22 protein-coding genes are annotated in these 24,817 nt (G+C 71.6%); 9 read left to right on the top strand and 13 right to left on the bottom strand.

Annotated elements, in window-relative coordinates:
- Nucleotides 1-2: 2 nt before the first annotated feature.
- Together ACIBF7_RS28215 and ACIBF7_RS28220 are read right to left on the bottom strand one after the other, a co-directional pair.
- Nucleotides 3-1,334 (bottom strand): WXG100 family type VII secretion target, encoded by a 1,332-nt coding sequence (locus ACIBF7_RS28215; RefSeq protein WP_271278992.1) that lies wholly within the window; start codon nucleotides 1,332-1,334, stop codon nucleotides 3-5.
- Nucleotides 1,335-1,339: 5 nt separating this feature from the next.
- Nucleotides 1,340-1,723, bottom strand: a complete 384-nt coding sequence (locus tag ACIBF7_RS28220) for a hypothetical protein (RefSeq protein WP_148036996.1) — start codon at nucleotides 1,721-1,723, stop codon at nucleotides 1,340-1,342.
- A 98-nt stretch (nucleotides 1,724-1,821) separates the two neighbouring features.
- Between ACIBF7_RS28220 and eccB the strand changes: the two genes are divergently transcribed.
- The gene (gene eccB, locus ACIBF7_RS28225) at nucleotides 1,822-3,240 is read left to right on the top strand and encodes a type VII secretion protein EccB (protein WP_271278993.1); all 1,419 of its coding nucleotides are present in this window, start codon (nucleotides 1,822-1,824) and stop codon (nucleotides 3,238-3,240) included.
- A 15-nt stretch (nucleotides 3,241-3,255) separates the two neighbouring features.
- On the opposite strand, the gene ACIBF7_RS28230 is transcribed toward eccB, so the two are convergent.
- From ACIBF7_RS28230 to eccD, 8 genes are all read right to left on the bottom strand, one after another.
- Entirely contained in the window at nucleotides 3,256-4,008 is a 753-nt protein-coding gene (locus ACIBF7_RS28230) for a hypothetical protein (RefSeq protein WP_271278994.1), read from the bottom strand.
- Nucleotides 4,005-5,042, bottom strand: coding sequence for a pentapeptide repeat-containing protein (locus tag ACIBF7_RS28235; protein ID WP_397198519.1), 1,038 nt, complete (start codon nucleotides 5,040-5,042; stop codon nucleotides 4,005-4,007). Before ACIBF7_RS28235 ends, ACIBF7_RS28230 begins: the two co-directional genes overlap by 4 nt.
- A 4-nt stretch (nucleotides 5,043-5,046) precedes the next feature.
- Nucleotides 5,047-6,360, bottom strand: coding sequence for a hypothetical protein (locus tag ACIBF7_RS28240; protein ID WP_397198520.1), 1,314 nt, complete (start codon nucleotides 6,358-6,360; stop codon nucleotides 5,047-5,049).
- 7 nt (nucleotides 6,361-6,367) lie between these two features.
- Nucleotides 6,368-6,760: a hypothetical protein gene (locus tag ACIBF7_RS28245; protein WP_148036991.1), complete on the bottom strand. Its 393-nt coding sequence runs from the start codon at nucleotides 6,758-6,760 to the stop codon at nucleotides 6,368-6,370.
- A 79-nt stretch (nucleotides 6,761-6,839) separates the two neighbouring features.
- Nucleotides 6,840-7,145, bottom strand: a complete 306-nt coding sequence (locus ACIBF7_RS28250; RefSeq protein WP_148036990.1) for a WXG100 family type VII secretion target — start codon at nucleotides 7,143-7,145, stop codon at nucleotides 6,840-6,842.
- Nucleotides 7,146-7,162: 17 nt separating this feature from the next.
- Complete coding sequence (locus ACIBF7_RS28255; RefSeq protein ID WP_148036989.1) at nucleotides 7,163-7,510, bottom strand: WXG100 family type VII secretion target; 348 nt, start codon at nucleotides 7,508-7,510, stop codon at nucleotides 7,163-7,165.
- 219 nt (nucleotides 7,511-7,729) lie between these two features.
- Nucleotides 7,730-8,173, bottom strand: a complete 444-nt coding sequence (locus ACIBF7_RS28260; protein WP_148036988.1) for a YbaB/EbfC family DNA-binding protein — start codon at nucleotides 8,171-8,173, stop codon at nucleotides 7,730-7,732.
- Nucleotides 8,174-8,195: 22 nt separating this feature from the next.
- Nucleotides 8,196-9,668 (bottom strand): type VII secretion integral membrane protein EccD, encoded by a 1,473-nt coding sequence (gene eccD / locus ACIBF7_RS28265; RefSeq protein ID WP_148036987.1) that lies wholly within the window; start codon nucleotides 9,666-9,668, stop codon nucleotides 8,196-8,198.
- A 149-nt stretch (nucleotides 9,669-9,817) separates the two neighbouring features.
- Here eccD and eccCa point away from each other — a divergent pair, with 149 nt between their 5' ends.
- From eccCa to ACIBF7_RS28290, 5 genes are all read left to right on the top strand, one after another.
- On the top strand, nucleotides 9,818-13,807 hold the full coding sequence (gene eccCa, locus ACIBF7_RS28270) for a type VII secretion protein EccCa (protein ID WP_397198521.1): 3,990 nt from the start codon (nucleotides 9,818-9,820) through the stop codon (nucleotides 13,805-13,807).
- A gap of 123 nt (nucleotides 13,808-13,930) precedes the next feature.
- Nucleotides 13,931-14,371, top strand: a complete 441-nt coding sequence (locus ACIBF7_RS28275) for a hypothetical protein (RefSeq protein WP_271278998.1) — start codon at nucleotides 13,931-13,933, stop codon at nucleotides 14,369-14,371.
- 6 nt (nucleotides 14,372-14,377) lie between these two features.
- Nucleotides 14,378-15,214: a hypothetical protein gene (locus ACIBF7_RS28280; protein WP_397198522.1), complete on the top strand. Its 837-nt coding sequence runs from the start codon at nucleotides 14,378-14,380 to the stop codon at nucleotides 15,212-15,214.
- The gene (locus ACIBF7_RS28285; RefSeq protein WP_148036983.1) at nucleotides 15,214-15,582 is read left to right on the top strand and encodes a YbaB/EbfC family nucleoid-associated protein; all 369 of its coding nucleotides are present in this window, start codon (nucleotides 15,214-15,216) and stop codon (nucleotides 15,580-15,582) included. Before ACIBF7_RS28280 ends, ACIBF7_RS28285 begins: the two co-directional genes overlap by 1 nt.
- 12 nt (nucleotides 15,583-15,594) lie before the next feature.
- Nucleotides 15,595-15,879 carry a YbaB/EbfC family nucleoid-associated protein gene (locus ACIBF7_RS28290; protein ID WP_261809123.1) on the top strand — a complete coding sequence of 95 codons (285 nt, stop codon included), beginning with the start codon at nucleotides 15,595-15,597 and terminating at the stop codon, nucleotides 15,877-15,879.
- 174 nt (nucleotides 15,880-16,053) lie between these two features.
- On the opposite strand, the gene ACIBF7_RS28295 is transcribed toward ACIBF7_RS28290, so the two are convergent.
- The 3 genes from ACIBF7_RS28295 to ACIBF7_RS28305 all read right to left on the bottom strand — a co-directional run bounded on the left by ACIBF7_RS28295 (nucleotide 16,054) and on the right by ACIBF7_RS28305 (nucleotide 19,758).
- Nucleotides 16,054-18,162 (bottom strand): serine/threonine protein kinase, encoded by a 2,109-nt coding sequence (locus tag ACIBF7_RS28295; protein WP_397198523.1) that lies wholly within the window; start codon nucleotides 18,160-18,162, stop codon nucleotides 16,054-16,056.
- A gap of 102 nt (nucleotides 18,163-18,264) precedes the next feature.
- Nucleotides 18,265-19,410, bottom strand: a complete 1,146-nt coding sequence (locus tag ACIBF7_RS28300; protein ID WP_345482817.1) for a S8 family serine peptidase — start codon at nucleotides 19,408-19,410, stop codon at nucleotides 18,265-18,267.
- Between the two features lie 75 nt (nucleotides 19,411-19,485).
- Nucleotides 19,486-19,758, bottom strand: a complete 273-nt coding sequence (locus tag ACIBF7_RS28305) for a WXG100 family type VII secretion target (RefSeq protein ID WP_261809082.1) — start codon at nucleotides 19,756-19,758, stop codon at nucleotides 19,486-19,488.
- Between the two features lie 196 nt (nucleotides 19,759-19,954).
- Here ACIBF7_RS28305 and ACIBF7_RS28310 point away from each other — a divergent pair, with 196 nt between their 5' ends.
- The 3 genes from ACIBF7_RS28310 (at nucleotide 19,955) to ACIBF7_RS28320 (ending at nucleotide 24,817) form a co-directional block, all read left to right on the top strand.
- The gene (locus tag ACIBF7_RS28310; RefSeq protein ID WP_397198590.1) at nucleotides 19,955-21,700 is read left to right on the top strand and encodes an acetyl/propionyl/methylcrotonyl-CoA carboxylase subunit alpha; all 1,746 of its coding nucleotides are present in this window, start codon (nucleotides 19,955-19,957) and stop codon (nucleotides 21,698-21,700) included.
- Between the two features lie 180 nt (nucleotides 21,701-21,880).
- A complete protein-coding gene (locus ACIBF7_RS28315; RefSeq protein WP_261809081.1) occupies nucleotides 21,881-23,263 on the top strand; it encodes a hypothetical protein in 1,383 nt (460 codons plus the stop codon).
- A gap of 105 nt (nucleotides 23,264-23,368) precedes the next feature.
- Nucleotides 23,369-24,817, top strand: a complete 1,449-nt coding sequence (locus tag ACIBF7_RS28320) for a serine hydrolase (protein WP_271279935.1) — start codon at nucleotides 23,369-23,371, stop codon at nucleotides 24,815-24,817.

A 24,817-nucleotide genomic window follows, 5' to 3' on the forward strand; every position in this document is an offset into this window, starting at 1 on the left:
GGTCAGCCGATCCTGCTGTTCACCGAGCCGGTGTCGTCGCCCCACACGTCGTCGTCCTCGTGCAGCCACGTGGTGGACTCCCGGTCCCGGGAGTCGCCGCCGCCGCCCCCTCCGCCCATGCCGCCCATCGGGAGGAAGGGCATCCCGGCGCCGGTGCCGGAGCGGGTGCCGAGGCTGGTGCCCTGGCCGGGGCCGAGGGCTCCGCCGGTGCCGATGCCGGTGCCGCCGTAGGTGACGGGCGTGGCCGACGTGGTGGGCGTGGTGTATCCGGGGGTGGTCGCCGTCGTGGGCGTGGCGCCCGTCGGGGAGTAGCCGGACGTGGTCGGGTTGTAGTCCGCCAGGCTGGTGGTGCCGTCGGTGCCGGACGGGTTCCGGTTCAGGCCGGCCGTGTCGACCGACGGCTGCGTGCCGTTGTTCGGGCCGGTGGTGGAGCCGACGGGGACGGTGCCTCCCGGGACGCTGGTTCCGGGGGGATAGTTGCCGTTCGGGTCATAGCCGTTGGGGTTCGTGCCGTTCGGGTCCACGCCGTTCGGGTTCGGGAGGCCGGTGCTCGGGTCGTAATCGGCGAAGGAGGGGCCGCCGGGGTTGCCCGTGCCGTCGGTGCCGCCGTTCAGGCCCAGGCCGGTGTTCGAGTACGGCGAGGGGTTGCCGGTGGGCAGGCCCGTGGGGTAGTCGACCTGCGTGGGATCGTCCTGCGGCATGCCGGGAGGCTTGATGTCGCGCAGGCTCTTGTCCACGGTGTCCGGGATGGCCTGGTGGACGACGACGAGGTCGTTGGTGAACGTCTGCAGGTGGAGTCCGGCCAGTTCGTCCGGGGAGCCGAAGTCGGTCTTGGCCTCGTTCAGGACCTTGCCGTCGCCGCCGTAGTAGCCCGCGTAGGCACTGTAGATGTCGGGGATGCTGTCGTCCCAGGTGGCGCCGGTTCCTCCCCTGTTCGTCCAGGTGTTCAGGATGCCCTTGCTGTGGTCCTCCATGAACGCCTGGTGCTCGCGGACCACGCTGGCGAGGTTGTCGACGGGCGTGTGCATCGCGCCGAGCTTGGTGGCCAGCTCGCCCATCGTCACGTAGAGGATGCCGAGGGCCGTCTGCGCCTCGACCGACGCCTCGCCCTCCCACACCTCGGCGAGCTTGATGGCCTGGGTCTTGATGGCCTCCCTGGCCGTCTCGACCGCCGTCTTGGCGTCCTCGTACGAACTCGCCGCCTGCGTGATGCTCGTGAGGTTGAAGCCCTTGATGAAGGTCACGACCTGCTCGACGCTGCGGCCTCCGGTCTCGACGGCCCAGCTGCCGCAGGAGGGCTTGATCAGGTGGATCTCGTGCTTGGTCCCACCCATGCCCCTCACACCCCCTGGTTGACGATGTCCGTCACTCTGTAGGTGCCGGCTCCGGCTTCCACCAGCGCGATCGCGGTGGAGAAGTTCTCCAGGACGTCCTCGTAGACGTCGAGGAACTCCCGGTGTGCCGTCTCCAGCGTCGTGGCGAACGACTCGGTGCCCTGGTTGCGGTCGATGCTGCGCAACTGGGTGCGCACGTCGGAGAGCGAGCCGTTGATGCTGAGGTCCTGGATCGAGCCCTGGTGCTCGCCGTAGCCGCCACCGTTGATCGGCTTCATGATCTCTCGCAACGCCTCGGCGACGTTCGTGATCTTCGTGGCGTCGTACCCGACGCCGTCCCGTTCGGCGACCAGGCCCGGCCAGTCCTCGGGCGGTTTTGCTGCTCCCACGAGACCTCCCCCCTTAGGGCACTCGATCATGCACCTTACTCGAACAGTTCCTTTTCCGTACAGAAGACACAGAGTCAACTTGCGTAACATATGGCGCTATGCAGACCCAGAAGGATCTCTATCAAGCGCATCGCCTCATGACACTGCGCCTGGGTCTGGCGCTGATGCAGGGGGAGCCCGATCTGCCCGAGTCGCCGATGCGCCGGCAGACCGTGGCGACGTTCGGAGGGATCCTGATCGCGATCCTGGTCGTGGCCGCGTTCGGGATCTGGGGGCTGCTCAGCCCGGGGAACGCCACCAAGCTGACCGACGCAGGGCAGCTGCTGATCGAGGAGGAGACCGGCGCCTCCTACGTCTACAACCAGCAGAGCCGCAAGCTGCAGCCGGTGGCCAACTACGTGTCCGCGCGGCTGCTGCTCGGCAATGACGAGATCAAGGTCAGGACGGTCTCGGCCGAGTCCCTGGCCGGTTTCGCCCGCGGGCAGAAGGTCGGCATCCAGGGGGCGCCGGACTCGCTGCCGGACAAGGAGCGGCTGGTCAAGGCCCCGTGGTCGGCGTGCGTCGCGGAGGGGACCGACGCGGCCGGGACGCGCAAGCCGTTCGTGACGCTCGTGGCCGGCACCGACCTCGGCGGGACGCCGGTGGGCGACGAGGCGCTGGTCGTCAGCGACGGGCAGCAGAACTGGGTGCTCTGGGCCAACCACCGCATGCGGGTGGCGAACGTGGCCCGGCTCACCGACCAGACGCCGCGCCGCGTGCCGGCCTCGTGGATCAACGCCATCCCGGCGGGGGTGGACTTCGCCGCGCCGAAGATCGCCCAGCGCGGCGACAAGGTCCGCGGGCCTGACGGCAGGGCGTCCCGGGTGGGACGGGTGTACAAGGTGGAGTCGGTGGCGGGCGCGGCCGAGCGGTGGTACGTGCTGCTCGCCGACGGCCTCGCGCCGATCGACCACACGCAGGCCATGCTCCTGCTCCTGGACCCGGCCAGCAAGCCCGCCTACGGCAGGCTCCCGGTCCGCGAGACGGTGATCGACGCGGCGACCGCCAACGCGGCCAAGGCGTCCGCGCGCCGCCTGCTGGACAGCGGGCTCCCGGCCACCATGCCGAGCTTCCGCTCGCCCGGCATGTCGGCCCCGCTCTGCGCGGTGTACGAGGACACCGTGAAGGGCTCGACCAAGGCGGTGCTGACCACGGGCAGCCGGATGGGCCTCCCGACCCCGGGGACGAGCGCCGGCGCGGACAAGGTCGACCAGGTGCTGCTGCCGCCGGGCAGCGCCGTGCTGGCGGGGACCCTGCCGGGCGAGGGGCAGCTGTCGTCGGTGCAGCAGTACTGGCTCGTCACCGACCAGGGCAAGCGGTTCCAGCTCACCTCGGCGGACACGGTGGGCAAGCTCGGGTACGAGGCCGCGGACGTCGCGCCGGTGCCCGCCCACCTGCTGCGGCTGATCCCGGACGGCCCCGCCCTGGACGAGGCGGCGGCCCGCACGCCGGTGCAGGACGTGCAGCCCATCCAGTAGGCCAGCCAGTGACGGCTAGACCTGCAGGTTGGTGTCCGGGCGGAGCTGACCGGTGTCCTCGTCGTAGACCAGGCCGTCGTTGGTGAACGGCTGCCGCATGCTCGTCGGGTCGCCGGTGTTGAGGACCGACATCTCCGACGGGATGGGGTCGACGGTGGGGAACATCTGGCCGGTCATCTGGGTGTACTGGACCGCCAGGAACATGATCCCGGCCAGGACCGCCGTCTTCTTCCAGTTGCTCGCCACGATCTTCTTGGTCGCGGCGAGGATGGCCTTACCCAGAGCGGCGCTCATCCCGTACACGGTCACGGCGGAGACCGGATGCCATCGGGTCGCGAAGCAGAAGATGCCCCAGGCGAGCATGACGCCGGCGATGGCGAGCACGATGTAGGAGACGATCTTCATGAAGTCGGCGGTCGAGGAGACGGCGTTACCGGTCTCGTCGCGGATGTTCTTGAGCTGCCCGATCGACTCGACGAAGCTGCCGTGGACGCCCGAGAACGACTGGAAGGCGCCCCCCTCCCACTTGCCCTCCTCCTTCAGCTGCGTCTTCAGCGCCTCCAGCTCCGTCACCAGGTTGTCGAGCTCGGTGGTCACCCCGTTCTGGTCCGTGGAGCGCCAGTTCGTGGCGGAGTCGTCCATGCCTTCGGGGTTGGAGACCAGCGTGCCGAAGGCGGCCGCGACGTAGAAGGCCCACGGTTGGGCGATCATGACCGCCGCCGTCAGGGACATCATGGCGGCGGCGCTGAAGGCGTCCTTCCCGTTCACAGCTCCTCCTGGCCGATCACCTGAGGCGCGATGTCCTCGTCGCCGCCCCAGACGCCCTCGTCCTCGGACAGCCCGACGGTCTTGTCGCGGTCGCGTTCCTCCCCGCTGCCCGCGCCCCCGCCGCCCATCGGCATCATGGGCATCATCGGCATGCCCGGGGCGCCCGCTCCGCCGCGCAGCCCGGCCGCGGCGCCCGGGGCGAGCCCGCCCCCGCCGGAGCCCGCGCCCATGCCGGTGCCGGTGCCGGGCACGCCGCCGAGCTGGTTCCCCGTACGGGTGCCCAGGCCGGTCGCGTTGGGGTCGAGCGACGGCACGTTCGGCGTCGTGGGCTGGTAGGACGACAGGTCGGTCTTGTTGGGGTTGTTCAGGGCCGAGTCGAGGTCGGGGACCCGCGTGTCCACCTGGTCGGTGTTGGGCAGGCCGGTGTTCGGCAGGCCGGTTCCCGGCAGATCCGTGCCCGGCAGGCCGGCCGACGGGTCCTGGGTTCCCGGCAGGTCGGTCCCCGGGAGATCAGTGCCGGGGAGATCGGTGCCCGGCAGGTCCGTCCCAGGCAGGTCCGTACCGGGGAGATCGGTGCCGGGGAGGTCGGCGCCGGGAACGTCGAGGCCGGGCACGTCGGCGCCCGGGATCTCGGGCTGAGGGCCGTCGAGTCCGGGCATCTTGGGGGCGGAGACCGGGCCGGGGCCGCCGGGGAGGTCGGGACCGCCGCTGTTGTCGTCGGCTTCCTTGTAGTTGTCGTCGGCCGCCCTGAGCGCGGGCTCCCAGCTCGCCAGCGCCTCCCTGGCCCGCTGCAGCGCCTCGCGCTGGGACTCGATGGCCGATTCGTGCGCGCCGTGCACGCCCATGCCGAGCACGCCGAAGTGGGGCCAGGGCACGCTCAGGTCGCCGGTCCTGCCCCCGAGGGTCTCGAGATAGGTGACATGGCCGCCGATCTGCCCCCCGGCGCGGTCGAGCTCCCCCTTGGTGAAGGAGACCCCGGACGACGGCGGGCCGTCGGAGCCGGGCGTGGGGAAGGTAGGCCAGGTGTTGCCCATCAGCTCATCCGATCACGGGTTCCGTCGTGTCATGGCCGGTCGTCCAGGAGTTGGGATCCTCGGAGAGGTATGTGGTGCGCTCGACGTCGCCGTAGTCACCACCGCCGCCGCCCGCGCCCCCCGCGCCGCCCATGAACGGCATGAGCGGCATGCCGCCCATCGGCCCGCCGAGTCCGCGCCCGGCGGCGCCCAGCGCGGACTGGCCGCCGAGCATGCCAGGAGAGCCGATCACCGAGGGGACGCCCGGGGTCGAGCCCACGGGAGTGAGGACCGAGGGCGGGGCCACCGTGGTGGTCACGGGCGCGAGCGTGGTGGGCGTGAACGTCAGGGTCTGCGGCGTGACGGTCGCGAGGTCGGTCTGGCGCGGGTCCGTGCGGGTCCCGCCGTCGGTGGTCGTACGGTCCTCGTTGCCGATGACCGACGGCGCGGTGCCGTCGCCGGTGCCGGAGCCGGGGTTCCGGCTCGGGTCCTGGTTCCCCGGGGCGCCGGGGTCAGGAGAGCCGGGGTTGTTCGGATCGTTCGGGTTGTTGGGATTGCTGGGGTCGTTCGGGTCCGTCCCGCCGGGGATGGAGCCGTCCGGGTCGGTGCCTCCGGGATCGGAGCCGCCGGGGTTCGTCCCGCCCGGGTTGGTGCCGCCCGGGTTCGTCCCGCCCGGGGCTCCGGCCCAGCCGCCGGAGCTGTCGTACGCCGTCGAGCCGAAGGTGGGCCCCCGCGTGCCGGAGCCGGTCGGGTAGCCGGGGTTCTCGTACCCGCCGCCCGTGCCGGGGAGGCTGACCGTCGGGAGCTCGTACATGATGTAGTCGGGGACTTCGCTGTCGAAGATCGTGACGATCTCCGTGTTCAGCTTGTGGATCGCGTCCTGCGCGATCATGTTCTTGGCGGCCTGCTCGATGTCGGGCTTCTCGGCGCCGGTCCCCTGCAGATGGTTGCCGTCGATCTCCGCGTCCGTCGGCGCGCGCTTGGCCTCCTCCCTGGCGGTCTCCAGGTGGCCCGCGTACGACTGCAGCGCGGTGCCCATCTGCTGCATCTTGGTCGACAGCTCCTGGCCGGAGGCGTGCAGGAGCTGCAGCGCCTGGCGGGCCTTGGAGGCGTCCGGGCCCTTCCAGATCTGGGCGATCCGGCCGGCGTGCTCCTCCAGGGAGCTGATCGCCTGCTCGACCTTGCTCGACGCGAAGGTGTACGTCTGACCGGCGCCCCGGACGTAGGCCGGATCGGTGCTGTTCAGCCAGGAGTTGATCTCCTGGCTGGTGGAGCAGGGCCGATCGCCGAAAGGCGCGCTGGCGTAGGACGTGATGGTGACGATTTCCTGCTTGCTCACCAGGCGATCATCCCTCGTTGGCCTGGCGCGCGCCGTCGTGGTTCGCGGCGCTGGCCTCCACCGCTTCGACCACGTCCCGGTACGCGTCGATGAACTTCTGGTAGACCTCGGCGAACTTCTGGCCCGCGTTCTGCGAGCCCACGGTCGCGGCGAGGGCCGAGGCGTCGTTCCACTGACCGATCTGGGAGGTGGTCAGCGGGATCTCCTCGTCCGCCGGACGGTCGCCGGTCGCGATCTGGTTGACGTTGCCGTTCGGCCGCTCGCCGTTGCCCAGCATGGCTTCGAGGCTGGCCCGCAGCTCCTGGGCGATGACCCGCATGCTGGCCGGCGAGTTCTCCCTCGCGTCGAACAGGTTGGGGTCGACCGGCAGCTCGGCACCGCGTTCGTCCGGCAGGGCCATACCCGTCATTCCTTTCCGCTAGCAGCAGTCCTCCCGGCCACCGCTCCGCGACGATGACCGAGAGGGGGTACGAGCCGGGCTAGTCCATCCAGATGCTGATGTTGCGCTGCTCGGCGGACTGGTAGTTGCCCTTGGCGACGTTGACGGCCTCGGCGGCCTTGAACAGCTGCTCGCCCATGGCCTTCTCGTGCTGGTTCCACTGCTGGCGCTTGGTCTCGAAGTAGGTTTCGGCGTCACCCTGCCAGCTCGCCCCGAGCTCCCGCTGGATGTCGGCGTAGAGGTCGTCGGTGGCCCTGTCGAGCTCGGTGATGACCTTCTTGAGCTCCTCGTAGGCCTGCTCCATGGAGCCGAACCGGACAAAGGTGTAGTCGTCAGGCATGGTCATGGCGTTGTCCGTCCTGCTCAGCGGTTGGCGTTGATGAGGGAGTCGATGCGACCGGCGCCGCCGTCGCCGACGAAGCCGCCCGCGATGTCCATGTTCTGGTCGGCCGCGTTGCGGTAGACGCCGGCGCCGATGTTGAGCCGGTCGTAGATGTCCTCAAGGATCTTGATGACGCCCTTGAACTCCCCGTCCCACTGGTCCAGCGCCGCGCCGAACCGCTGCGCGGCGCCACCCTGCCAGCCCTGGCTGGTCAGGTCGGCTTTGATCTGCTGCACGCGCTGGCGCATGCCCTCGATGTACTGCGCGGTGTCCTGGCAGTAACCCGCCGCGTTGGTCAGCTGAGTCGGACTTGCCCCGTACAGAGCCACTGGACCTCCAAGTCGACATGGCGTTGTCCGTCACGTGGGCACAGCATGCAACTGACCCCCATGAACAACATCAAATGCCATGTTAGTCAACATCAACCCCAGGATTCCCAGAAATATCAGATTACGGATTGGTCGCGCTGTAGCGACGTTCGAGTGAACGCCCTGGTGGCGGAACCGCGGCTTTCTGACCCGGAGGACGTGCGGCTGTGGTGATCGGGGTCAGATCTCCAGCCGGCGGCGGATGCGGTCGAGCTCGCCCATGACGTCCGTGAACGCCCGGTCGTAGGCCGCCTCCGCATTCTTGATGTCGTTCAGCGCCGAGCTCGGGTCGGTGGCGAGCTTCATGGGGTTGCCCCGCTCGCCGAACGCCTCGCCCGCCATCTCGGTGAACTTCACCTGGAAGTCGGCCACGGCCTCGGCCAGCACGACCTTGATCAGGTCGGCCAGCTCGCCCGACGCCAGCCGCATGGCCTTGGGGTGCAGGTTCAGCTCGCGCAGGCCGGTCTGGTCGTACTCCACCGTGACCAGGCCGTCCTCGTCCTCGGCCCGGCCCACGCAGTCGCCGGCGCCGCGCTGGAACTTCTCCAGGCGGGCGATCTGGTCGTCCATGCCCTTGAGCAGCTTCTCGATGTCGATGTTGGCGAAGTCGCCGAACTCCTGCATGCCTTCAACCTCCCGTACGAGATCAGCCGGACAGCCCGCGCACCCACGTGTAGACCTCCAGGACCCCCAGCGCGAGGGGGAAGAGCTGGACGATCAGCGCCACGTCGAGGATGTCGGCCGCGCGCCCCCAGAACGGCGACGGCCTGCCCGTCGCCAGCCACAACCCGATGCCCACCGTCATCAGCGCCAGCCACAGGATCCCGGTGGCCACGGCCACCGAGCCGACGATCTCGCCCTGGCCGACCATCGACATCGCCAGCATGGCCAGGCCCGCCAGGCCCGTGCTGATCAGCCAGACGCGCTGGCCGAGCCCGCGGAACACCCGGGCCCGCATGATGAGTGTGAGCGACAGCGACACCGTCATGACGTCCGCCACCCAGCCGTCGGCGAGCACCAGCAACGCCAGGGCGATCAACGCCGAGAGCGCGATCGCGGCGACCATGCCGGTGGCGTAGCCCTGCGCGATCCGCGTGCGCTCCTGGATGGCCGGCGCGTCCAGGCGCTGGTTGTCGTTGCGGAGCTCCTCCGCGGTGGTCGGCATGGCCGGCAGCGGCACCTTGGCCAGCCGGAACGACAGCGTGGGCACCAGCGGGCTGAGCGCCAGCAGCAGCGCGATGGCCACCGCCGCCACCCCGGCCGGCGGCGGCGACCACACCATCACGACCGCCGAGCAGATCCCGCCCACCGTGGCCACCCCGGCCGTGCCGAGGAAGCCGGGCACGCCGTCGGAGATCAGCGCGCCGCCCACGGCGGCCACCAGGGCCAGGCAGGCCAGCGCCGCCAGCAGGTGCGGCGCGCCGAACCCGGCCGAGGTCCCCGGCGCGAACAGGCCGGCGACGAACCCGTACGGCAGCGCCGAGTGCCCGATCAGCGCCCCGGCCATCGAGTCGCCGACCGCCCTGGACAGCAGCGTGCCGGTGACGATCAGCAGCAGCGCCAGCAGCCCGGCCACGATGGTGACGGTCAGCGCCGGCATGCCGGACAGCGCGAGGCCCACCGCGCCCAGCACGAGCAGGGCCGTCGCGCCGCTCGCGCCCATGACCCTGGTCTGCGTGGCCGACCAGGCGCCGCGGCCCTCGCGCACGCCGGTGGCGACCACGTCCGCCACGTCGTCGAACAGGGCCGGCGGCAGGATCGCCTCACGCGGCCTGAGATAGAGGATCTCGCCGTCGAGCACGCCCAGCGAGCCGAGGCTCTGCCCCAGGTCGAACGGCTGGCCGCCGAGCCGCTGCAGCGTCCAGCCGGGCGCGGCGGCGGAGTCGCCGTTCACCTCGCCCAGCGCGCGCAGCAGGCTGGGCAGCACGTTCGGCAGCGGGATGTCGGCGGGCAGGGCCAGGTCGGCCTTGCGCCGGGGGCCGACGATCGTCACGTGGCACTGGGCCGGCAGCGGCACCGGAACCTGCGACAGGGCGCCCTGCTGGATCGGCCCGCGCGGCGGCCCCGGCGGCCCGGCGTATCCGGCAGGCCCCCGCGCACCGGGTGGTGGCCCGTGCATCGGCGGCTGTCCAGGTGGTGGCCCTGGGATCGAAGCCGGCGGGCCGGGCAGAGGTCCCTGAACGATCTGTCCCATCTCTACTCTCCGTCCCCACCAATGGTCACGGACAACAGAGAACATATCGGGTCTCTTCTGGTAAGAACGTCTCGATGAGCATCGTCGTCGTACGCCGACCAGAACGCCGCCCGGGACCCAAACCGCCGCGCGGCGAGGTCCTGCTCGAATCTCCGCCCGAGATTCCCGAGGTCCAGCCGCAGGGCTTCTCGATGGCCCTCACCTACCTGCCGATGCTGGCGGGCGCGGCGGCGATGGCGCTCATGTTCACCGCCTTCGGCAACGCCAACCCGATCATGTACGTGGCCAGCGGCCTGTTCGCGCTGTCCATGGTCGGCATGACGGCGGGCCAGCTCACCCGCCAGCTCGGCGAGCGCAAGTACAAGCTCAACGGCGCCCGCCGCGACTACTTCCGCTATCTGGGCCAGGTGCGCAAGAAGACCCGGCGCGCGGCCAGGCAGCAGCGCGAGGCCCTGGAGTGGAGCGGGCCCGAGCCCGACGCCCTGTGGTGGATCGCCATGGGACCCCGGCTGTGGGAGCGCCGCCCGCGCGACGAGGACTTCGCCACCGTGCGGCTGGGCACCGGCGTCCAGAAGCTGGCCATCCAGCTCGTCCCGCCGGACTCCAAGCCCGTCGAGGACCTGGACGCGCTGGCGGCAGGCGCGCTGCGCAGGTTCATCAGGGCGCACTCCACCGTGGCCGGGCTGCCGGTCGCCGTGGCGCTCGGCTCGTTCGCCAGGATCCGGATCGGCGGCGACCCCGGGACCGTGCGCGACCTGGTGCGCGCCATGATCGCCCAGCTGACCGTGTTCCACTCGCCCGACGACATGCGGATCATGGTGTGCGCCGGGAGCGAGTGGATGACGTACTGGGAATGGGTCAAGTGGCTGCCGCATGCGCTGCATCCCGAGGAGACGGACGCGGCCGGCCAGGTGCGGCTGATGACCGACAACCTGGGCGAGCTGGACCGGCTGGTCGGCGGCGAGCTCAAGGAACGCGCCCGGTTCCGGCCCGGCGCGGCGGCCGAGTCGCTCCCGTACCACGTGCTCATCCTGGACGGCGGGCACGTGCCGCAGGACTCTCAGCTCGGCAGCGACGCCATCCAGGGCGTGACGGTCATCGACCTGTCGGGCTCGTCCGCCGACGTGGAGGAGAAGAGCACGCTGCGGCTGGACGTCCAGCCTGACGGGTTCCACATGGTGAAGCTCGACCACGCGGGCAAGGAGCACAGGACCCGGCTCGGCGATCCCGACGGCCTCGACTACCTGCGGGCCGAGGGCCTGGCCAGGCAGCTCGCGCCGTTACGCACCTCGGCGTCCGGCGGCGGCGACGCCGAGGACGTGCTGGCGGCCAACACCACGCTGACCGACCTGCTGGGCGTGGGCGATCCCGGCCTGCTGGACCCGGCGGTCGCCTGGCGGCCGCGGGCCGGCCGCAACAGGCTGCGGGTGCCGATCGGGCTCGGCGCCGACGGCCGGGTCGTGGAGCTGGACATCAAGGAGTCCGCGCAGGGCGGCATGGGACCGCACGGGCTGGTCATCGGGGCCACCGGCTCCGGCAAGTCGGAGCTGCTGCGCACGCTGGTGCTGGGCCTGGCGGTGACGCACTCGTCCGAGATCCTCAACTTCGTCCTGGTCGACTTCAAGGGCGGCGCGACCTTCCTCGGGCTCGACTCCCTCTCCCACGTCTCGGCGGTCATCACCAACCTGGAGGACGAGCTCCCGCTGGTCGACCGCATGTACGACGCCCTGCACGGCGAGATGGTGCGCCGCCAGGAACTGCTGCGGTCGGCGGGCAACTACGCCTCGCTGCGCGACTACGAGCGGGCCAGGGAGCAGGGAGCGGACCTGGCGCCGATGCCGACGCTCTTCGTGGTGCTGGACGAGTTCAGCGAGCTGCTGTCGGCCAAGCCGGAGTTCGTCGAGCTGTTCGTCATGATCGGCCGGTTGGGCCGCTCGCTCGGCGTGCACCTGCTGCTGGCCTCGCAGCGCCTGGAGGAAGGGCGGCTGCGGGGCCTCGACACCCACCTGTCGTACCGGATCGGCCTGCGGACGTTCTCCGCCATGGAGAGCCGGGTCGTGCTCGGCGTGGCCGACGCCTACGAGCTGCCCTCCGCGCCGGGCAACGGCTACCTCAAGTTCGACACCACCGGCATGACCAGGTTCAAGGCCGCGTACGTGTCGGGTGCCTACCAGCCGGACGGCCGGCGCGTGAGCGGCGACGACGGCCACACGATCCTGCGCCAGGTCGTCGAGTACGGCCCGGCGTACGTGCCGCTGCCCGTCAAGCCGAAGCCCAAGGAGGCCCCGGCGGCGGAGGTGGACGAGCGCTCCCCTTCGCAGACCAGCCTGCTCGACATCCTGGTGCGGCGCCTGCAGGGGCACGGACCCGCGGCCCACCGCATCTGGCTCCCGCCGCTCGGCGAGCCGCCCACGCTGGCGCACCTGCTGCCGCCGCTCTCGGTGACCCCCGAGCTCGGGCTGTCCACGCCGGGCTGGAACGGCAGGGGGACGCTGCACGCCGTCATCGGCATCATCGACAAGCCGTTCGAGCAGCGGCGCGACCCGTACTGGCTGGACCTGTCCGGCGCCGCCGGGCACGTCGGCGTGGCCGGCGGCCCGCAGAGCGGCAAGAGCAACGTGCTGCGCACGCTCGTCACCGGCATGGCGCTCACCCACACGCCGGCCGAGGTGCAGTTCTACTGCCTGGACTTCGGCGGCGGCGGCCTGGGCGCGCTGGAGGGGCTGCCGCACGTGGGCGGCGTGGCCACCAGGCTCGACGCCGACCGGGTGCGCAGGACCGTGGCCGAGGTGTCGGGAATCCTGCGGCAGCGGGAGCGGGGGTTCGCCGAGCGCGGCATCGAGTCCATCGCCACCTACCGCAAGATGGTCGGCGAGGGCAGCGCCCAGAGCGACGGCTTCGGCGACGTGTTCCTGGTCATCGACGGATGGCTGACGATCAGGCAGGAGTTCGAGAGCCTGGAGGCCGTGATCACCGACCTGGCGGCCCGCGGGCTGGGTTACGGCATCCACGTCGTGGCCACGACCAACAAGTGGTCGGAGTTCCGGCCGGCCATCAGGGACCTGTTCGGCACCAGGATCGAGTTCAAGCTGGGTGACGCGTACGAGTCGGAGATCAGCAGGAAGGCGTCGCTCGCCGTGCCCGAAGAGTCGCCGGGACGCGGCCTGACCAGGGACGGCATGCACTTCCTCGCGGCGCTGCCGCGGATCGACGGGCGGCGCGGGGCGGACGACGTCTCCGACGGCATGCGTTCGCTGGTCGAGAACGTGCGCAAGGCGTGGCAGGGGCCGTCGGCGCCGCCGGTGCGCCTGCTGCCGTCGCTGCTGCCCGCGGCCGACCTGCCGGGGCCGGAGCTGACGGGCCCGCGCCGGATCGCGATCGGCATCGACGAGGACGCGCTGGCGCCCGTCGCGCTCGACTTCGAGACCGACCCGCACTTCGTGGTGTTCGGCGACAACGAGTGCGGCAAGTCCAACGTGCTCAAGCTGATCATGGAGGGCGTGGTCGCGCGGCAGACGCCGGGCGAGGCCATGATGATCGTGATCGACTACCGGCGGTCGCTGCTGGACACGGCGGTGACCGACCACCGCATCGGCTACGCCGCCTCCAGCACCGCGGCCAACGACCTGATCAAGGACGCCCGCTCGGCCCTGCTCAAGCGCCTGCCGCCCGCCGACCTCACGCCCGAGCAGCTCCGGTCGCGGAGCTGGTGGCAGGGCGCGGACCTGTACATCGTGGTGGACGACTACGACCTCGTGGCGACCTCCAACGCCAACCCGCTGGCGCACCTGGCCGACCTGCTGCCGCAGGCCCGGGACATCGGCCTGCACCTGGTGCTGGCCCGTCAGAGCGGCGGCGCCAGCCGGGCCATGTTCGACCAGGCCGTGCAGCGCCTGAAGGAGATGGCCAGCCCGGCGCTGATCATGTCGGGCAACCGGGAGGAGGGCCAGCTCTTCGGCAACGTCCGGCCGCAGCAGCTGCCCGTGGGGCGCGGCTTCTACGTCGACCGGCGGAACGGCTCGCGCCTGATCCAGACCGCGTACCTGGAGCAGGAGCAGCGGTGACCCCCTCCTGACGGCGGGGGCCGGGAAACGCCCGGTTACATGATCGTGAACGGCGAGCGCCTATTGCCCTTCACCTGGGCGAATGCCGATTTTTCAGGCTTATTCGGGTGGTACAAAGATCACGTGTCGACCGAAGAGGCATCCCCGCTGAGCCCGTGCCCGCACAACCCCGCGTGCCCGCCGCCCGTCTGCCTGCCGCCGTCGCTGCGGCCCACGGCGGCGACGGCGACGCCGGTCCGCCACGACCCCGCGGGCGGCACGAACCTGCCAGGCTACGAGACCCGGACCGGCCACATCGACGGGTTCGCCGGCACCATGTGCGGCACCGCCGACGGCGTGGGCCTGGTCAGGGAGCGGACCCCCCGCTTCGAAGGCTGGAACCTGGTCCCCCTGGCCGGCGTCCCCGTCATCGGCCTGATGTTCGTCAACCGCCTCAACACCATCTCCGACACCTGGCGCGACAGCGCGGGCATCCTGCGCGACGTGCTCCGTACGGACGCCGCCAAGGTCAGCAGGGCGGCCGCCAACTACCGGCAGGCGGAGAACCCCGGCGGGGAGAACTGAGAGATCATGGCGCCTGACCCCCGGCTGATCCTGCCCGGCCAGACCACTCCCCCGCAGGGCACCCAGCAGCTCCACCTCGCCAACAACCACGGCAACGTCACCAGGACCGTCCAGGTGCCGCCCGCCGCCACGCGCACCGACCCCGGCTTCTTCAAGCGCCTGGTCACCCAGCTCAACCCGCTGAGGCAGACGACCAGGGGCGCGATGATGCTCTCCGGCCTCGGCCTGGGCGCGCTCGCCATGGACGTCGCGGCCACGGCCAACCTGGGCAACCCGTTCCTGTTCTACGACCGGCGCGAGACCTGGAAGGAGATGTCCGGGTCGCTGGAGGGCAACCGGTCCAACCTGTGGCGTGGCTACTTCGACGACATCTCCCCGAACTGGAACGGCCAGGCCGCGGGCATGCTGCAGCAGTACGTCCGGTTCAACGTCAACGGCCTGTTCAGCCAGCTCGGCAAGGTCAGCGACGAGATGAGCGGCACGATGCACGGCCAGTACAAGGAGGTCCTGGAGTACGACCTGTCGGTCATGGGGCTGTACGCCGCCTCGGCGCCGATCCTGCGGACCCTGGCCGCCATGAGCGCGCACCCCGTCGCCAAGGTCGCCCTCGCGACCCAGGTCGGCGTGTTCACGACCGCGCTCGGCAACCTCGTCAAGCAGTTCGCCGACATCTACAACTCGTACGAGGGCGATCTCAACAAGCTGGAGCTGAAGCTCAACGACCTCAGGGGCGCCTTCTACAACTCCGGCGACCCGAATCTCGGGGCGCGCGAGCTGAACCTGTCGGACGCGATCGAGGACGCCACGGTGGACGACATGTGGGTGCCGGCGGTGCAGGACTGATGGGCGAGATCGACGCGTTCGCCGCGGGCCGGGAGGGCGACCTCGCCGCTCTGCTGCGCGAGGTGGACGGCTGGACCGCCAGGGTCACCGGCATGTTGGAGGAGCTGGCGAGGGAGCGGCTGGAGGGCGCCGACGCGAGCGGCGTCGTCCGGGCCAGGGTCTCCGGCACGGGACGGCTGCTCGGGCTCGACATCGACGCCAGGGGCCTGCGCGACCTGGACCACGAGCGGCTGGCCGAGGCCGTCAAGGAGGCCGTCGGGGCGGCGCGGACCGCCATGGGCGACCGGCTGGCGGAGCTGACCGGCGATCCTGCCTCGGCCGCCGATCCGCTGGCGCCCCACGTCGAGCGTGTCATGCGGGAGGGCTGAGCGGTGCGGGAGATGGAAGAGGCGATGGCGCGCCTGGACGAGCTGGTCTCCACGGCCCGGCGGGCCGAGGAGGCGGCGGCCGAGTGGAGTGCGCGCCGGTTCACCGGGCGGGCCGACGAAGGCCGCGTCGTCGCCACGACGGACGCCCTCGGTGTCCTGCTCGACCTGCGGATCCATCCGGTGAGCCGGAGCCGGCTGGACGCCCGCCGGCTCGCCGACGAGATCCTCGCCGCCATCACCCGTGCGGAGGAAGAAGCCGAGAACGCCAGATCCCGCCTCCTGCCCGGCCTCCACTGACAGGAAAGAAAAACCCCCTCCAGGGCCTCCTGGAGGGGGTTTCTGAGTACTCATCCCCCTCCGGCATCGCCGGTGGGGGTTTTCGCGTACCTGTCCCCCTCGGGCGTCAGCCGATGGGGTTTCGAGTACGAGTCCCCTCCCGGGGTCACCCGGAGGGGGGTCTCGCTACCTGGGTCAGCCGCAGTTGCCCCAGCCGGTCCTCATGCCTTCGTCGCCGACGCTGCCGGCGAACCGGACGCACTTGCCCCTGGCGGGCAGCTTGATCGGTCCGGCGTAGTACTCGTAGTTGCCCAGAGCGGTCTTGGCCTCGCCGCCCTGCACCTCCAGCGTGACGCTCACCTCGGAGGCCTTGCCGACGTTCACCCGCTTCAGGGTGACCGCGCAGTTCTCACCGGTGGCGTTGTTCCAGAGCTGGTAGGTCTCGCCGCCCTTGAACGCCTGCTGGCGCTGCACGACGAAGCCGGAACCGCAGACCTGGACGGCCGTGTACGGGTTCTTCGCCGAGGGCGTCGCGGTCGGCTTCTTGGTCGGCGTCGCGGTCGGCTTGACCGTCGCCGTGGGCTTCGCCGTGGCCGTGGGCTTCGCCGTGGGCGGCGCGGTGTCCGCCGGGGGCGGCTCAGGCGTGGCGGTCTCCGTGACGGTCGGCGTCGGCGTGACCGTCACCGTGACCGTCGGGGAGGGCGTCGGGGTCGGGGTCGGCGTCTGCGTGACGGTGACCGTCGGCGTCGGATGGACCATGTCCTCCGACTTCGACGGGCGCGGCCTCGACCTCTCCGTCTGGGTCGCGTCGGAGGACTCCGTCACGGTCACCGTCGGCTGCGCCTGGGTCGGCTGCGTGACCGACTGGGTGGCGATCTGCACGGGCGTCGGCACGGTGCTCAGCTCCGGCGGCGCGGGCGACTGCGACTCCCAGTCGTTGGGCAGCACCATGGGGCCGACGTCGTTCGGGTTGCCGTTGGTCGGGCTGGCCCACGGCACCGTCACCTCGGGCTGGCTCTGCTGAGGCTCACCCTGCGGCGGCGGGTTCTGCTCCGCCTGCGCGACGCCGTTCTCCACCTTCTCGCTGCCGGAGCCCCGCCCGTCGGCCTGGTCCCCGGCCGCCGCCACCGGCTCGAAGCGCTGGGTCGAGGCGTACTGGTTGGCGCCCCAGAGCCCCACACCGGACAGCAGCGCCAGCGCGCCCACCGCGGCGACCAGACCCGCCGGGAACTTGCGCCGCGGGCTGGAGGACACCGTCTGCCCCGCCACGGGCGCCTGCCGCGTCTGCTCGCGCGGCGGCTCCCAGGCCGGGGCCGGCGGCGGCATCGGCACGCCCTGCATCGGCTCGGCGCTTCCCTGCAGCGCTCCCTGCGGAGGCACGCCGGGGTGCCCGCCCTGCTGGGGCACGGGCGGCGGCCCCCAGGACTGCTGCGGAGGCACGCCCTGAGGCGGCATCATCTGCGTCGGCACGCCGTCGACCGGCACCCCCTGCACGGGCACGCCCTGCAGAGGCTCTCCGTCGGCCTGGGCGCCCTTCTGGGCGACGACCCCGCCGCGCTTGTCGCCGAGGAGCTGCAGCAGCGCCATGTACGTGGTCGGCCGCTGCGCGACGTCCTTGGACAGCGCCGACATCACCACCCGGCGCAGCGGCTCGGCCAGGTCGCCGAGCTCGGGCTGCGCGTTCAGCAGCGCGTCCTCGTCATGGCCGAACGGCGGCTGCCCGGTCGCGGCGAACACCACGGTCGCCGCCCAGGCGAACACGTCGGCGTAGGGCCCGTACGCCAGGCCCCTGACCTGCTCCGGAGCCCGGAAGCCCAGCTCGCCGACCGGCTCGCCCTGGTCCAGGTCGGTCACACGGGGGCCGTCGGCGCCGAGGATGACATTGTGCGGGGTGAGGCCCCGGTGGGTGATGCCGGCCAGGTGGACCGCGGTCAGCGCGGTGAGCACACCCACGGCCACCCGTTCCAGGCCGTCGCCGTCGAGCGGGCCGTCCTCGGCCACCACCTCGGCGAGTGTGCGGCCCTCGACGTACTCACGGGCCACATAGAGGTGGTCGCCGTGCTCGCCGGCCTCCAAAGTCCTGGCGACGTACGCGCTGGACACGCGCTGCACCCCGGTGAGCCTCGCGACGCCGTCGTCGCCGCCCTCCGGCACTGGAGGCAATAACTTGATCACTGTCAGCGGCGCGTCATCGGACTCCTTGCCGAGGAACACCGCTCCGCGCGGCCCGTCAGCCAACCGTCCTGAGATGACGTACGCGCCCAGCTTTTCGGGATCACCCGGCAGCAGGGGGTGCATCTCCATCCCTTCAGTAAAACCATGATCTCGAAGGGACATTCAACCGCATCTACCACTTTTGCATCAGTAGTTTCACCGACGAATTGACAATTCACCCACAGGACAGCCTCAAGACGTCCGGCCGGGCCGCCAGCCCCGGCGCCGGCCCAGCGGCACGAGCAGCGCCAGCGCCACCGCCACCATGGCGGCGAGCAGCGCCCCGCCCCCCACCGCCGTGGCGATGCCGATGGCGGTCTCGTCGCGGGGCGGGACCTTGGCGATGGCGTCGGCAGGCAGCGCGGTCGGCGGCGGATCGGCCACCACGGGCGCGTTGGCGGCCTCGTACGGCAGCACGGCCGTGACCGCGAGCACCGGGTTCACCATGCCCGCGCCGGTGCCCGCGCCGGCCGTGCCGTCGGCGGTGGCGATGATGCGCCGGCGCACCTGCTCCTGGTTGAGCCCGGGGAAGCGGGCCCGGACCAGGGCGGCGGTGCCGGCCACGTACGGGGTGGCGTAGCTGGTGCCCTCCAGGCCGCGCTTGTAGGCCTTGCCCGGCCAGGGGGCGGTGATGTCCGTGCCGGGGCCGACCACGCCGACCGGGGTGGCGGCGTTGGAGGAGTCGACGCGGCGGCCGTCGGGCGCGGCCCCGCCCACGGACAGCACGCCGTCGTAGGCCGCGGGATAGGCGGGCACGCTCTCGTCGTCGGGGCCGGTGACGTTCCCGGCGGCGGCCACCACGACGATGTCGCTGGCCAGCGCCCGCTGCACCGCGGCCCGCAGGGACGTGTGGTCGGAGGCGCGCACGGAGACGTTGATCACATCGGCCCCGGCGTCGACCGCGTGGTTGATGGCGTCGACCAGCTTGCGGATGTCGCCGTCTCTCTTGTTGCTCTGCTTGAGCACGACGAGCCTGGCGTCGGGCGCGACGCCGTGGAAGGGGACGCCGGCCACGTAGCGGGCGGCGATGATGCCGGAGACGGCGGTGCCGTGGCCGACGCAGTCGTGGTGACCGGTGTGCGTCTCGTCGACGATCTTGGAGACGCGCAGCTGCGGGTGGCCGTAGTCGACGCCGCTGTCGATGACGGCGACCGTCACCCCGGCGCCCCTGGTCAGCCGCCAGGCGTTCTTGACGTCGAGACGTTTCTGCGCCCACGGCTCGCCGGCGGGCAGCTGGAGCGTGCCCTTCTCCGGTCTGCAGTCGTCGGGCGCGGCCGCCGCGGGAACCGCGGCGAGGTGCAGGGCGAGCAGGCTCGCCAGGAGGGCGCGACCGATCATGTCGGGAAAGCGTAGCGCGCCCGGGCCGGCGCGCGGAGGCCCCGACCCCGGACCGGGGCCTCCGCGGCGCCGCCGTCAGCGGGTCGCGGACTCGATGTTGCCCCGGTAGGTGTCGATGACCCGGGACGCCTCGACGAGCTCCTCGGTCATGCGCTGGAAGGCGGTCCGGTAGTTCTGCCAGGCGCCCTGGAACTTCTGGGCTCCCGGGCCGGTCCAGGCCGTGCCGACCTTGGCGGCCTCCTTGTCCAGCGCCGCCATCGTGGCGCGCACCGCCTCGGACTGCTGCTTGAACTGAGCGGACATCGCCTGCATCTCTGCAGGGTCGCCGCCGAGCATGCTCTGGCTCACGCAAACCTCCTGGTTGGGGACCTGGTTGGGGACGCTGAGTCGGACGGGGAAGCGCCCTCACCCTAGATGCGCCCCCACCGCCTCGTCGGCCTCCATACCGAGCGGCTATGGCCCCCTACGACCCGACCCACCTGCGGATGATCGATTTGCAGCACTTACACTCCCCTCAGTGCTCGCCGAGGAAGGATGGATGTCGGTGCAGAAGGTTCTCATCGCCAATCGCGGCGAGATCGCCGTACGGGTGGCTCGCGCGTGCAAGGACGCCGGGATCGGGAGCGTGGCCGTCTACGCCGAGCAGGACCGGGACGCCCTCCACGTGAAAGTCGCCGACGAGGCGTACGCGCTGGGCGGTCAGTCGCCCGCGGAGACCTACCTCGACTTCGGCAAGCTGCTCGACGTCGCGGCGCGGTCGGGCGCCGACGCGGTGCACCCCGGTTACGGCTTCCTGGCCGAGAACGCCGGCTTCGCCCAGGCGGTCATCGACGCGGGCCTGATCTGGATCGGCCCGCCGCCCTCCGCCATCGCCGCGCTCGGCGACAAGGTGCAGGCCAGGCACATCGCCCAGAAGGTGGGCGCGCCGCTGGTCGCCGGCACCAAGGACCCCGTGTCCGGGGCCGACGAGGTCGTCGCGTTCGCCGAGGAGCACGGCCTGCCGATCGCGATCAAGGCCGCTTACGGCGGCGGCGGGCGCGGCATCAAGGTCGCCCGCTGGCTGGAGGAGGTCGCCGAGCTGTACGAGTCGGCGGTGCGCGAGGCGGTGGCCGCCTTCGGCCGGGGCGAGTGCTTCGTCGAGCGCTACCTCGACCGGCCGCGGCACGTCGAGACCCAGTGCCTGGCCGACAGCCACGGCGACGTCGTCGTGGTCAGCACCCGCGACTGCTCCCTGCAGCGCCGCCACCAGAAGCTCGTGGAGGAGGCCCCCGCGCCCTTCCTCAGCCAGGAGCAGCTCGACATCCTCTACGCCAGCTCCAAGGCCATTCTCAAGGAGGCCGGCTACGTGGGGGCCGGCACCTGCGAGTTCCTCGTCGGCCAGGACGGCACGATCTCCTTCCTGGAGGTCAACACCCGCCTCCAGGTCGAGCACCCGGTGACCGAGGAGGTCGCGGGGGTCGACCTCGTACGCGAGATGTTCCGGATCGCCGACGGCGAGCCGCTCGGCTACGGCGACCCCGAGCTGCGCGGCCACTCGATCGAGTTCCGCATCAACGCCGAGGACGCGGGCCGCAACTTCCTGCCCGCGCCGGGCACCCTCACCGCCATGCGGGCGCCGTCGGGTCCCGGCGTGCGGCTCGACGCCGGCTACGAGACCGGCATGACCGTGCCGGGCGCGTTCGACTCGCTCGTGGCCAAGCTGATCGTGACCGGCCGCACCCGCCTGGAGGCCCTGGAGCGGTCGCGGCGCGCGCTGGCCGAGTTCGAGATCGACGGCATGCCGACGGTGCTGCCGTTCCACCGGGCGATCGTGTCGGACCCGGCGTTCACCTCCGACCCGTTCACCGTCCACACGCGGTGGATCGAGACCGAGTTCGACAACACCATCCCCCCGTACGCGGGAGAGACCCACGCCGACGAGCCCGAGCCGCGCGAGACGGTCACGGTCGAGGTCGGCGGCAAGCGGCTGGAGGTCGTGCTGCCCGCGGGCCTCGGCGCGGCCGCGCCCGCCGCGGCGGGCGCGAAGAAGCCCCGGCGCGCGGCGGGCGGCGCGAAGAAGGCGGCCGCGAGCGGCGACGCGCTGGTCTCCCCGATGCAGGGCACGATCGTCAAGGTCGTGGCCGGCGACGGCGCCACGGTCGCCGAGGGCGACACCGTGGTGGTGCTGGAGGCCATGAAGATGGAGCAGCCGCTGACGGCGCACAAGTCCGGCGTCATCACCGGTCTCTCCGCGGACGTCGGCCAGACGGTCACGTCCGGGGCGACGATCTGCGAGATCAAGGACACGTGACGGCGATATCGGGCCCCAGGCGGGCCCGATATCGGCGATGCCGGAAGTGCGGACCGCCCGGCGTTCCCCAGATCCGCCGGGGGGCTCGCGCGCCGGGAGGGCTTCTGGCGGGTAACGTGCCCAGTGAGGAACTTTGCCGACCGCCCGTTCGTCCTCATGGGCGAAGGAGGCTTGCTGCCAATGACACATCCGCTGCGCCGCGCAGGGGCCGCGATCGCGGTTCTCGTCGCCGGTCTATTCGTCACTCTTGCGCTGTCCCCTGCGGCCATAGCCGCGGCGGCGCCGCCCGATGCCCAGACGGTGCTCTCCCATTGGAAGGGCGGCGACCCACTCTATGTGCAGTCCGGGTCCGCGCTGAGCTCTGACCAGCAGTCCGAGATCCGCGACGCGCTCAAGGACTCCAAGAACGACATCTATCTGGCCGCGCTGCCCGACGACACGGTGACCGACCCCGCCGGCTACATCAAGCAGCTCGGCGACGCGGTGTCCGAGGCCAAGAAGTCCTCGTCGGGCGGCCAGTGGACCGTCGCCGTGCTCGACGGCCCGACGCTGTTCGCCGCGTCCAACTTCGGCAAGGCCGGCATGACCGACCAGCTGTCGAAGCTCGCCGTGCGCAACAACGACGACGTCGTCTCCGGCATGGAGGACTTCATCGCCCGGGTCAACCTCATGGCCGAGGGCAAGACGCGCTCCGCGCTCGACTCCGGCCCGGTCAACGACGGCAGCGGCTTCGGCGCGCTGGCCACGCTGGGCGTGCTCGCGGTGGCCGGCGGTGGCGGCTACTTCCTCTACTCGCGCAACAAGAAGAAGAAGCAGGCCATCCAGGACGCCAAGGACCTGGCCGCGGTCAAGCAGACCGTCGAGGAGGACGTCACCAAGTTCGGTGAGGAGATCACCGCGCTCGACACCGACGTCGTGCTCTCCGGCGAGGGCGGCAAGCACATCGACGAGTGGGCGCAGGCCCTCGACTCCTACGAGAAGGCCAAGACCCAGCTCGCCGCGATCGAGCGGGCCGACCAGGTCCGCGAGGTCACCGGGACGCTCGAGGAGGGCCGCTACGCCCTCGCCGTGGTGAAGGCCAGGGTCGACAACCAGCCGGTGCCCGAGCGGCGCGCCCCCTGCTTCTTCAACCCGCAGCACGGCCCCTCCCTGCGCGACGTGCGCTGGGCCCCGCCCGGTGGCGTGGTCCGCGACGTGCCCGCCTGCAAGGCCGACGCCGAGGCGGTGGAGCGCGGCTTCGACCCGCAGATGCGCGAGGTCATGGTCGACGGTCAGCGCCGTCCCTACTACGACGCGGGCCCGGCCTACCAGCCGTACGCCTACGGCTACTACGGCGGCTTCGGCGACATCATGACCGGCATGTTCATCGGCACCATGATGGGCTCCATGATGGGCTGGGGCATGGGCGGCATGATGATGGGCGGCATGATGGGCGGCGGCTACGACGCCGGTGCCGGCGGTGACTTCGGCGGCGGCGGCGACTTCGGCGGTGGCGGAGACTTCGGCGGCGGTGGCGGCTGGGGCGACTTCGGCGGCGGCGACTTCGGTGGCGGCGACTGGTAACCCATCCTCACTCACCAGCATGAGCGCGCTCCCTTCGGGGGGCGCGCTTTTTGCTGTCCGTCGCGGCGTTTTGGGGATACTCCGAAATTACGTAATATCGGAGTTATGAAGCGAGCAGCAGCCCTGGCCGCCCTCGTCGTGGCCGCCCTCGCCCTGTTCCCGGCCCCGAGCCCGCCTGCGCTGGGCGAGGCGACGACCGGCGACCCCGCCCTGGCGAAGCTGGTACGGAGCGCCGCCGGGGAGGGCGGATACCGGGGGCTGTCGGTCGCCCTCGTCGAGGACGGCCGGATCCGCCACGCCGGGGTGGGCGACACCGGCGGCCCCGACCCGCGCCCGGTGGACGAGCACACGTCCTACGAGCTCGGGTCGATCGCCAAGCCGATGACCGGGATGCTGCTGGCGAGCCTGGCCGGGGAAGGGCTCTCCCCCGGCACGCCGGTGCGCGACAAGCTGCCGGGCGTCCGCTTCTCCGATCCCGCCGTCGGGTCGGCCACCCTCGCCGAGCTCTCCTCGCACCGCGCGGGCGTGCCCAGCGTCCGCGTGACGCCGCTCTCGTTCCTCCGCTCGTACCTGTACGTCTTCGCCGGCCAGGACCCGTACGGCGCGGCGGGGACGCGGAGCATGCTGGACGACGCCGCGGCCGTCTCCGCCGAGGGCCGGGGCGAGGTCGCGTACTCCAACCTCGGCGTGGCGCTGCTCGGCCAGGCCCTGGCCGAGCACGCGGGCACCGGCTACGAGGACCTGCTGCGCGGGCGGATCCTCGCCCCGCTCGGCATGGACTCGACCGTCGTGCTCGGGCCGGACGAGCCGCTGCCCGCCGGTCACGCGCACGGCGAGGAGAAGAACGGGCTGCCCATGGAGCCGTGGCGCGACCACGGCCACGCGGGCGCGGGCGGCGCCGTCTGGTCCACCTCCCACGACGTGGCCCGGCTCGTCCAGGGCGTGATGGCGGGCTCCGCGCCGGGCGCGGACGCCGCGACGCCACGCTTCGACGCCGGCCGGGACGAGCGGATCGGCTACGGCTGGTTCACCACCCGGCACGGCGAGCGGGAGATCACCTGGCACAACGGCGGGACCGGCGGGTTCCGCACCTACGCGGGCTTCGACCGGGCGTCCGGCCGGGGCGTGGTGGTCATGGGCAACACCGGCACGCCGGTGGACGGCGTGGGCCTGCGCCTGCTCGGGGTCGAGGCGCCGGACGACGACGGCCCGGAGATCCGGCCGCTGGTCTTCGCCCTGACCTTCCCGTTCGCAGGGCTGGGCCTGCTCTATTCGGCGTTCCGCACGCCGGGGCTGGACCGGGTGTCGGTGGTGAGCCGCGTCCTGTACGGGATGCTGTTCCTCGGGCTGGGGCACACGGCGGGCGCCTGGGGGGTCGTCCCGCCGTTCGTGTGGGCCCTGGGGGCGGGGGTCCTGGGCGCGGCCACGGCCGCCGCGCTGACCCGCTGGCCCGGCCTGCCGCTCAGCGCGAAGCCGGTAAGGTGGCACACCTGGCTGTCCCCCGCGATCCCGGCCGCCCTGCTGATCGGTTTCACGGTCGTCCTCGTGACCTGA

The sequence above is a fragment of the Nonomuraea sp. NPDC050478 genome (assembly GCF_044458265.1).
GTDB classification, from domain to species: Bacteria; Actinomycetota; Actinomycetes; order Streptosporangiales; family Streptosporangiaceae; genus Nonomuraea; species Nonomuraea ferruginea.

Bases quoted from the DNA above. Each gene is read 5' to 3' on its own strand.
- ACIBF7_RS28215 (WP_271278992.1), bottom strand. From the start codon at position 1,334: ATGGGTGGGACCAAGCACGAGATCCACCTGATCAAGCCCTCCTGCGGC.
- eccB (WP_271278993.1), top strand. From the start codon at position 1,822: ATGCAGACCCAGAAGGATCTCTATCAAGCGCATCGCCTCATGACACTG.
- ACIBF7_RS28235 (WP_397198519.1), bottom strand. From the start codon at position 5,042: ATGGGCAACACCTGGCCTACCTTCCCCACGCCCGGCTCCGACGGCCCG.
- ACIBF7_RS28245 (WP_148036991.1), bottom strand. From the start codon at position 6,760: ATGGCCCTGCCGGACGAACGCGGTGCCGAGCTGCCGGTCGACCCCAAC.
- ACIBF7_RS28250 (WP_148036990.1), bottom strand. From the start codon at position 7,145: ATGACCATGCCTGACGACTACACCTTTGTCCGGTTCGGCTCCATGGAG.
- ACIBF7_RS28260 (WP_148036988.1), bottom strand. From the start codon at position 8,173: ATGCAGGAGTTCGGCGACTTCGCCAACATCGACATCGAGAAGCTGCTC.
- eccD (WP_148036987.1), bottom strand. From the start codon at position 9,668: ATGCACGGGCCACCACCCGGTGCGCGGGGGCCTGCCGGATACGCCGGG.
- eccCa (WP_397198521.1), top strand. From the start codon at position 9,818: ATGAGCATCGTCGTCGTACGCCGACCAGAACGCCGCCCGGGACCCAAA.
- ACIBF7_RS28280 (WP_397198522.1), top strand. From the start codon at position 14,378: ATGGCGCCTGACCCCCGGCTGATCCTGCCCGGCCAGACCACTCCCCCG.
- ACIBF7_RS28285 (WP_148036983.1), top strand. From the start codon at position 15,214: ATGGGCGAGATCGACGCGTTCGCCGCGGGCCGGGAGGGCGACCTCGCC.
- ACIBF7_RS28290 (WP_261809123.1), top strand. From the start codon at position 15,595: ATGGAAGAGGCGATGGCGCGCCTGGACGAGCTGGTCTCCACGGCCCGG.
- ACIBF7_RS28295 (WP_397198523.1), bottom strand. From the start codon at position 18,162: ATGGAGATGCACCCCCTGCTGCCGGGTGATCCCGAAAAGCTGGGCGCG.
- ACIBF7_RS28300 (WP_345482817.1), bottom strand. From the start codon at position 19,410: ATGATCGGTCGCGCCCTCCTGGCGAGCCTGCTCGCCCTGCACCTCGCC.
- ACIBF7_RS28315 (WP_261809081.1), top strand. From the start codon at position 21,881: ATGACACATCCGCTGCGCCGCGCAGGGGCCGCGATCGCGGTTCTCGTC.
- ACIBF7_RS28320 (WP_271279935.1), top strand. From the start codon at position 23,369: ATGAAGCGAGCAGCAGCCCTGGCCGCCCTCGTCGTGGCCGCCCTCGCC.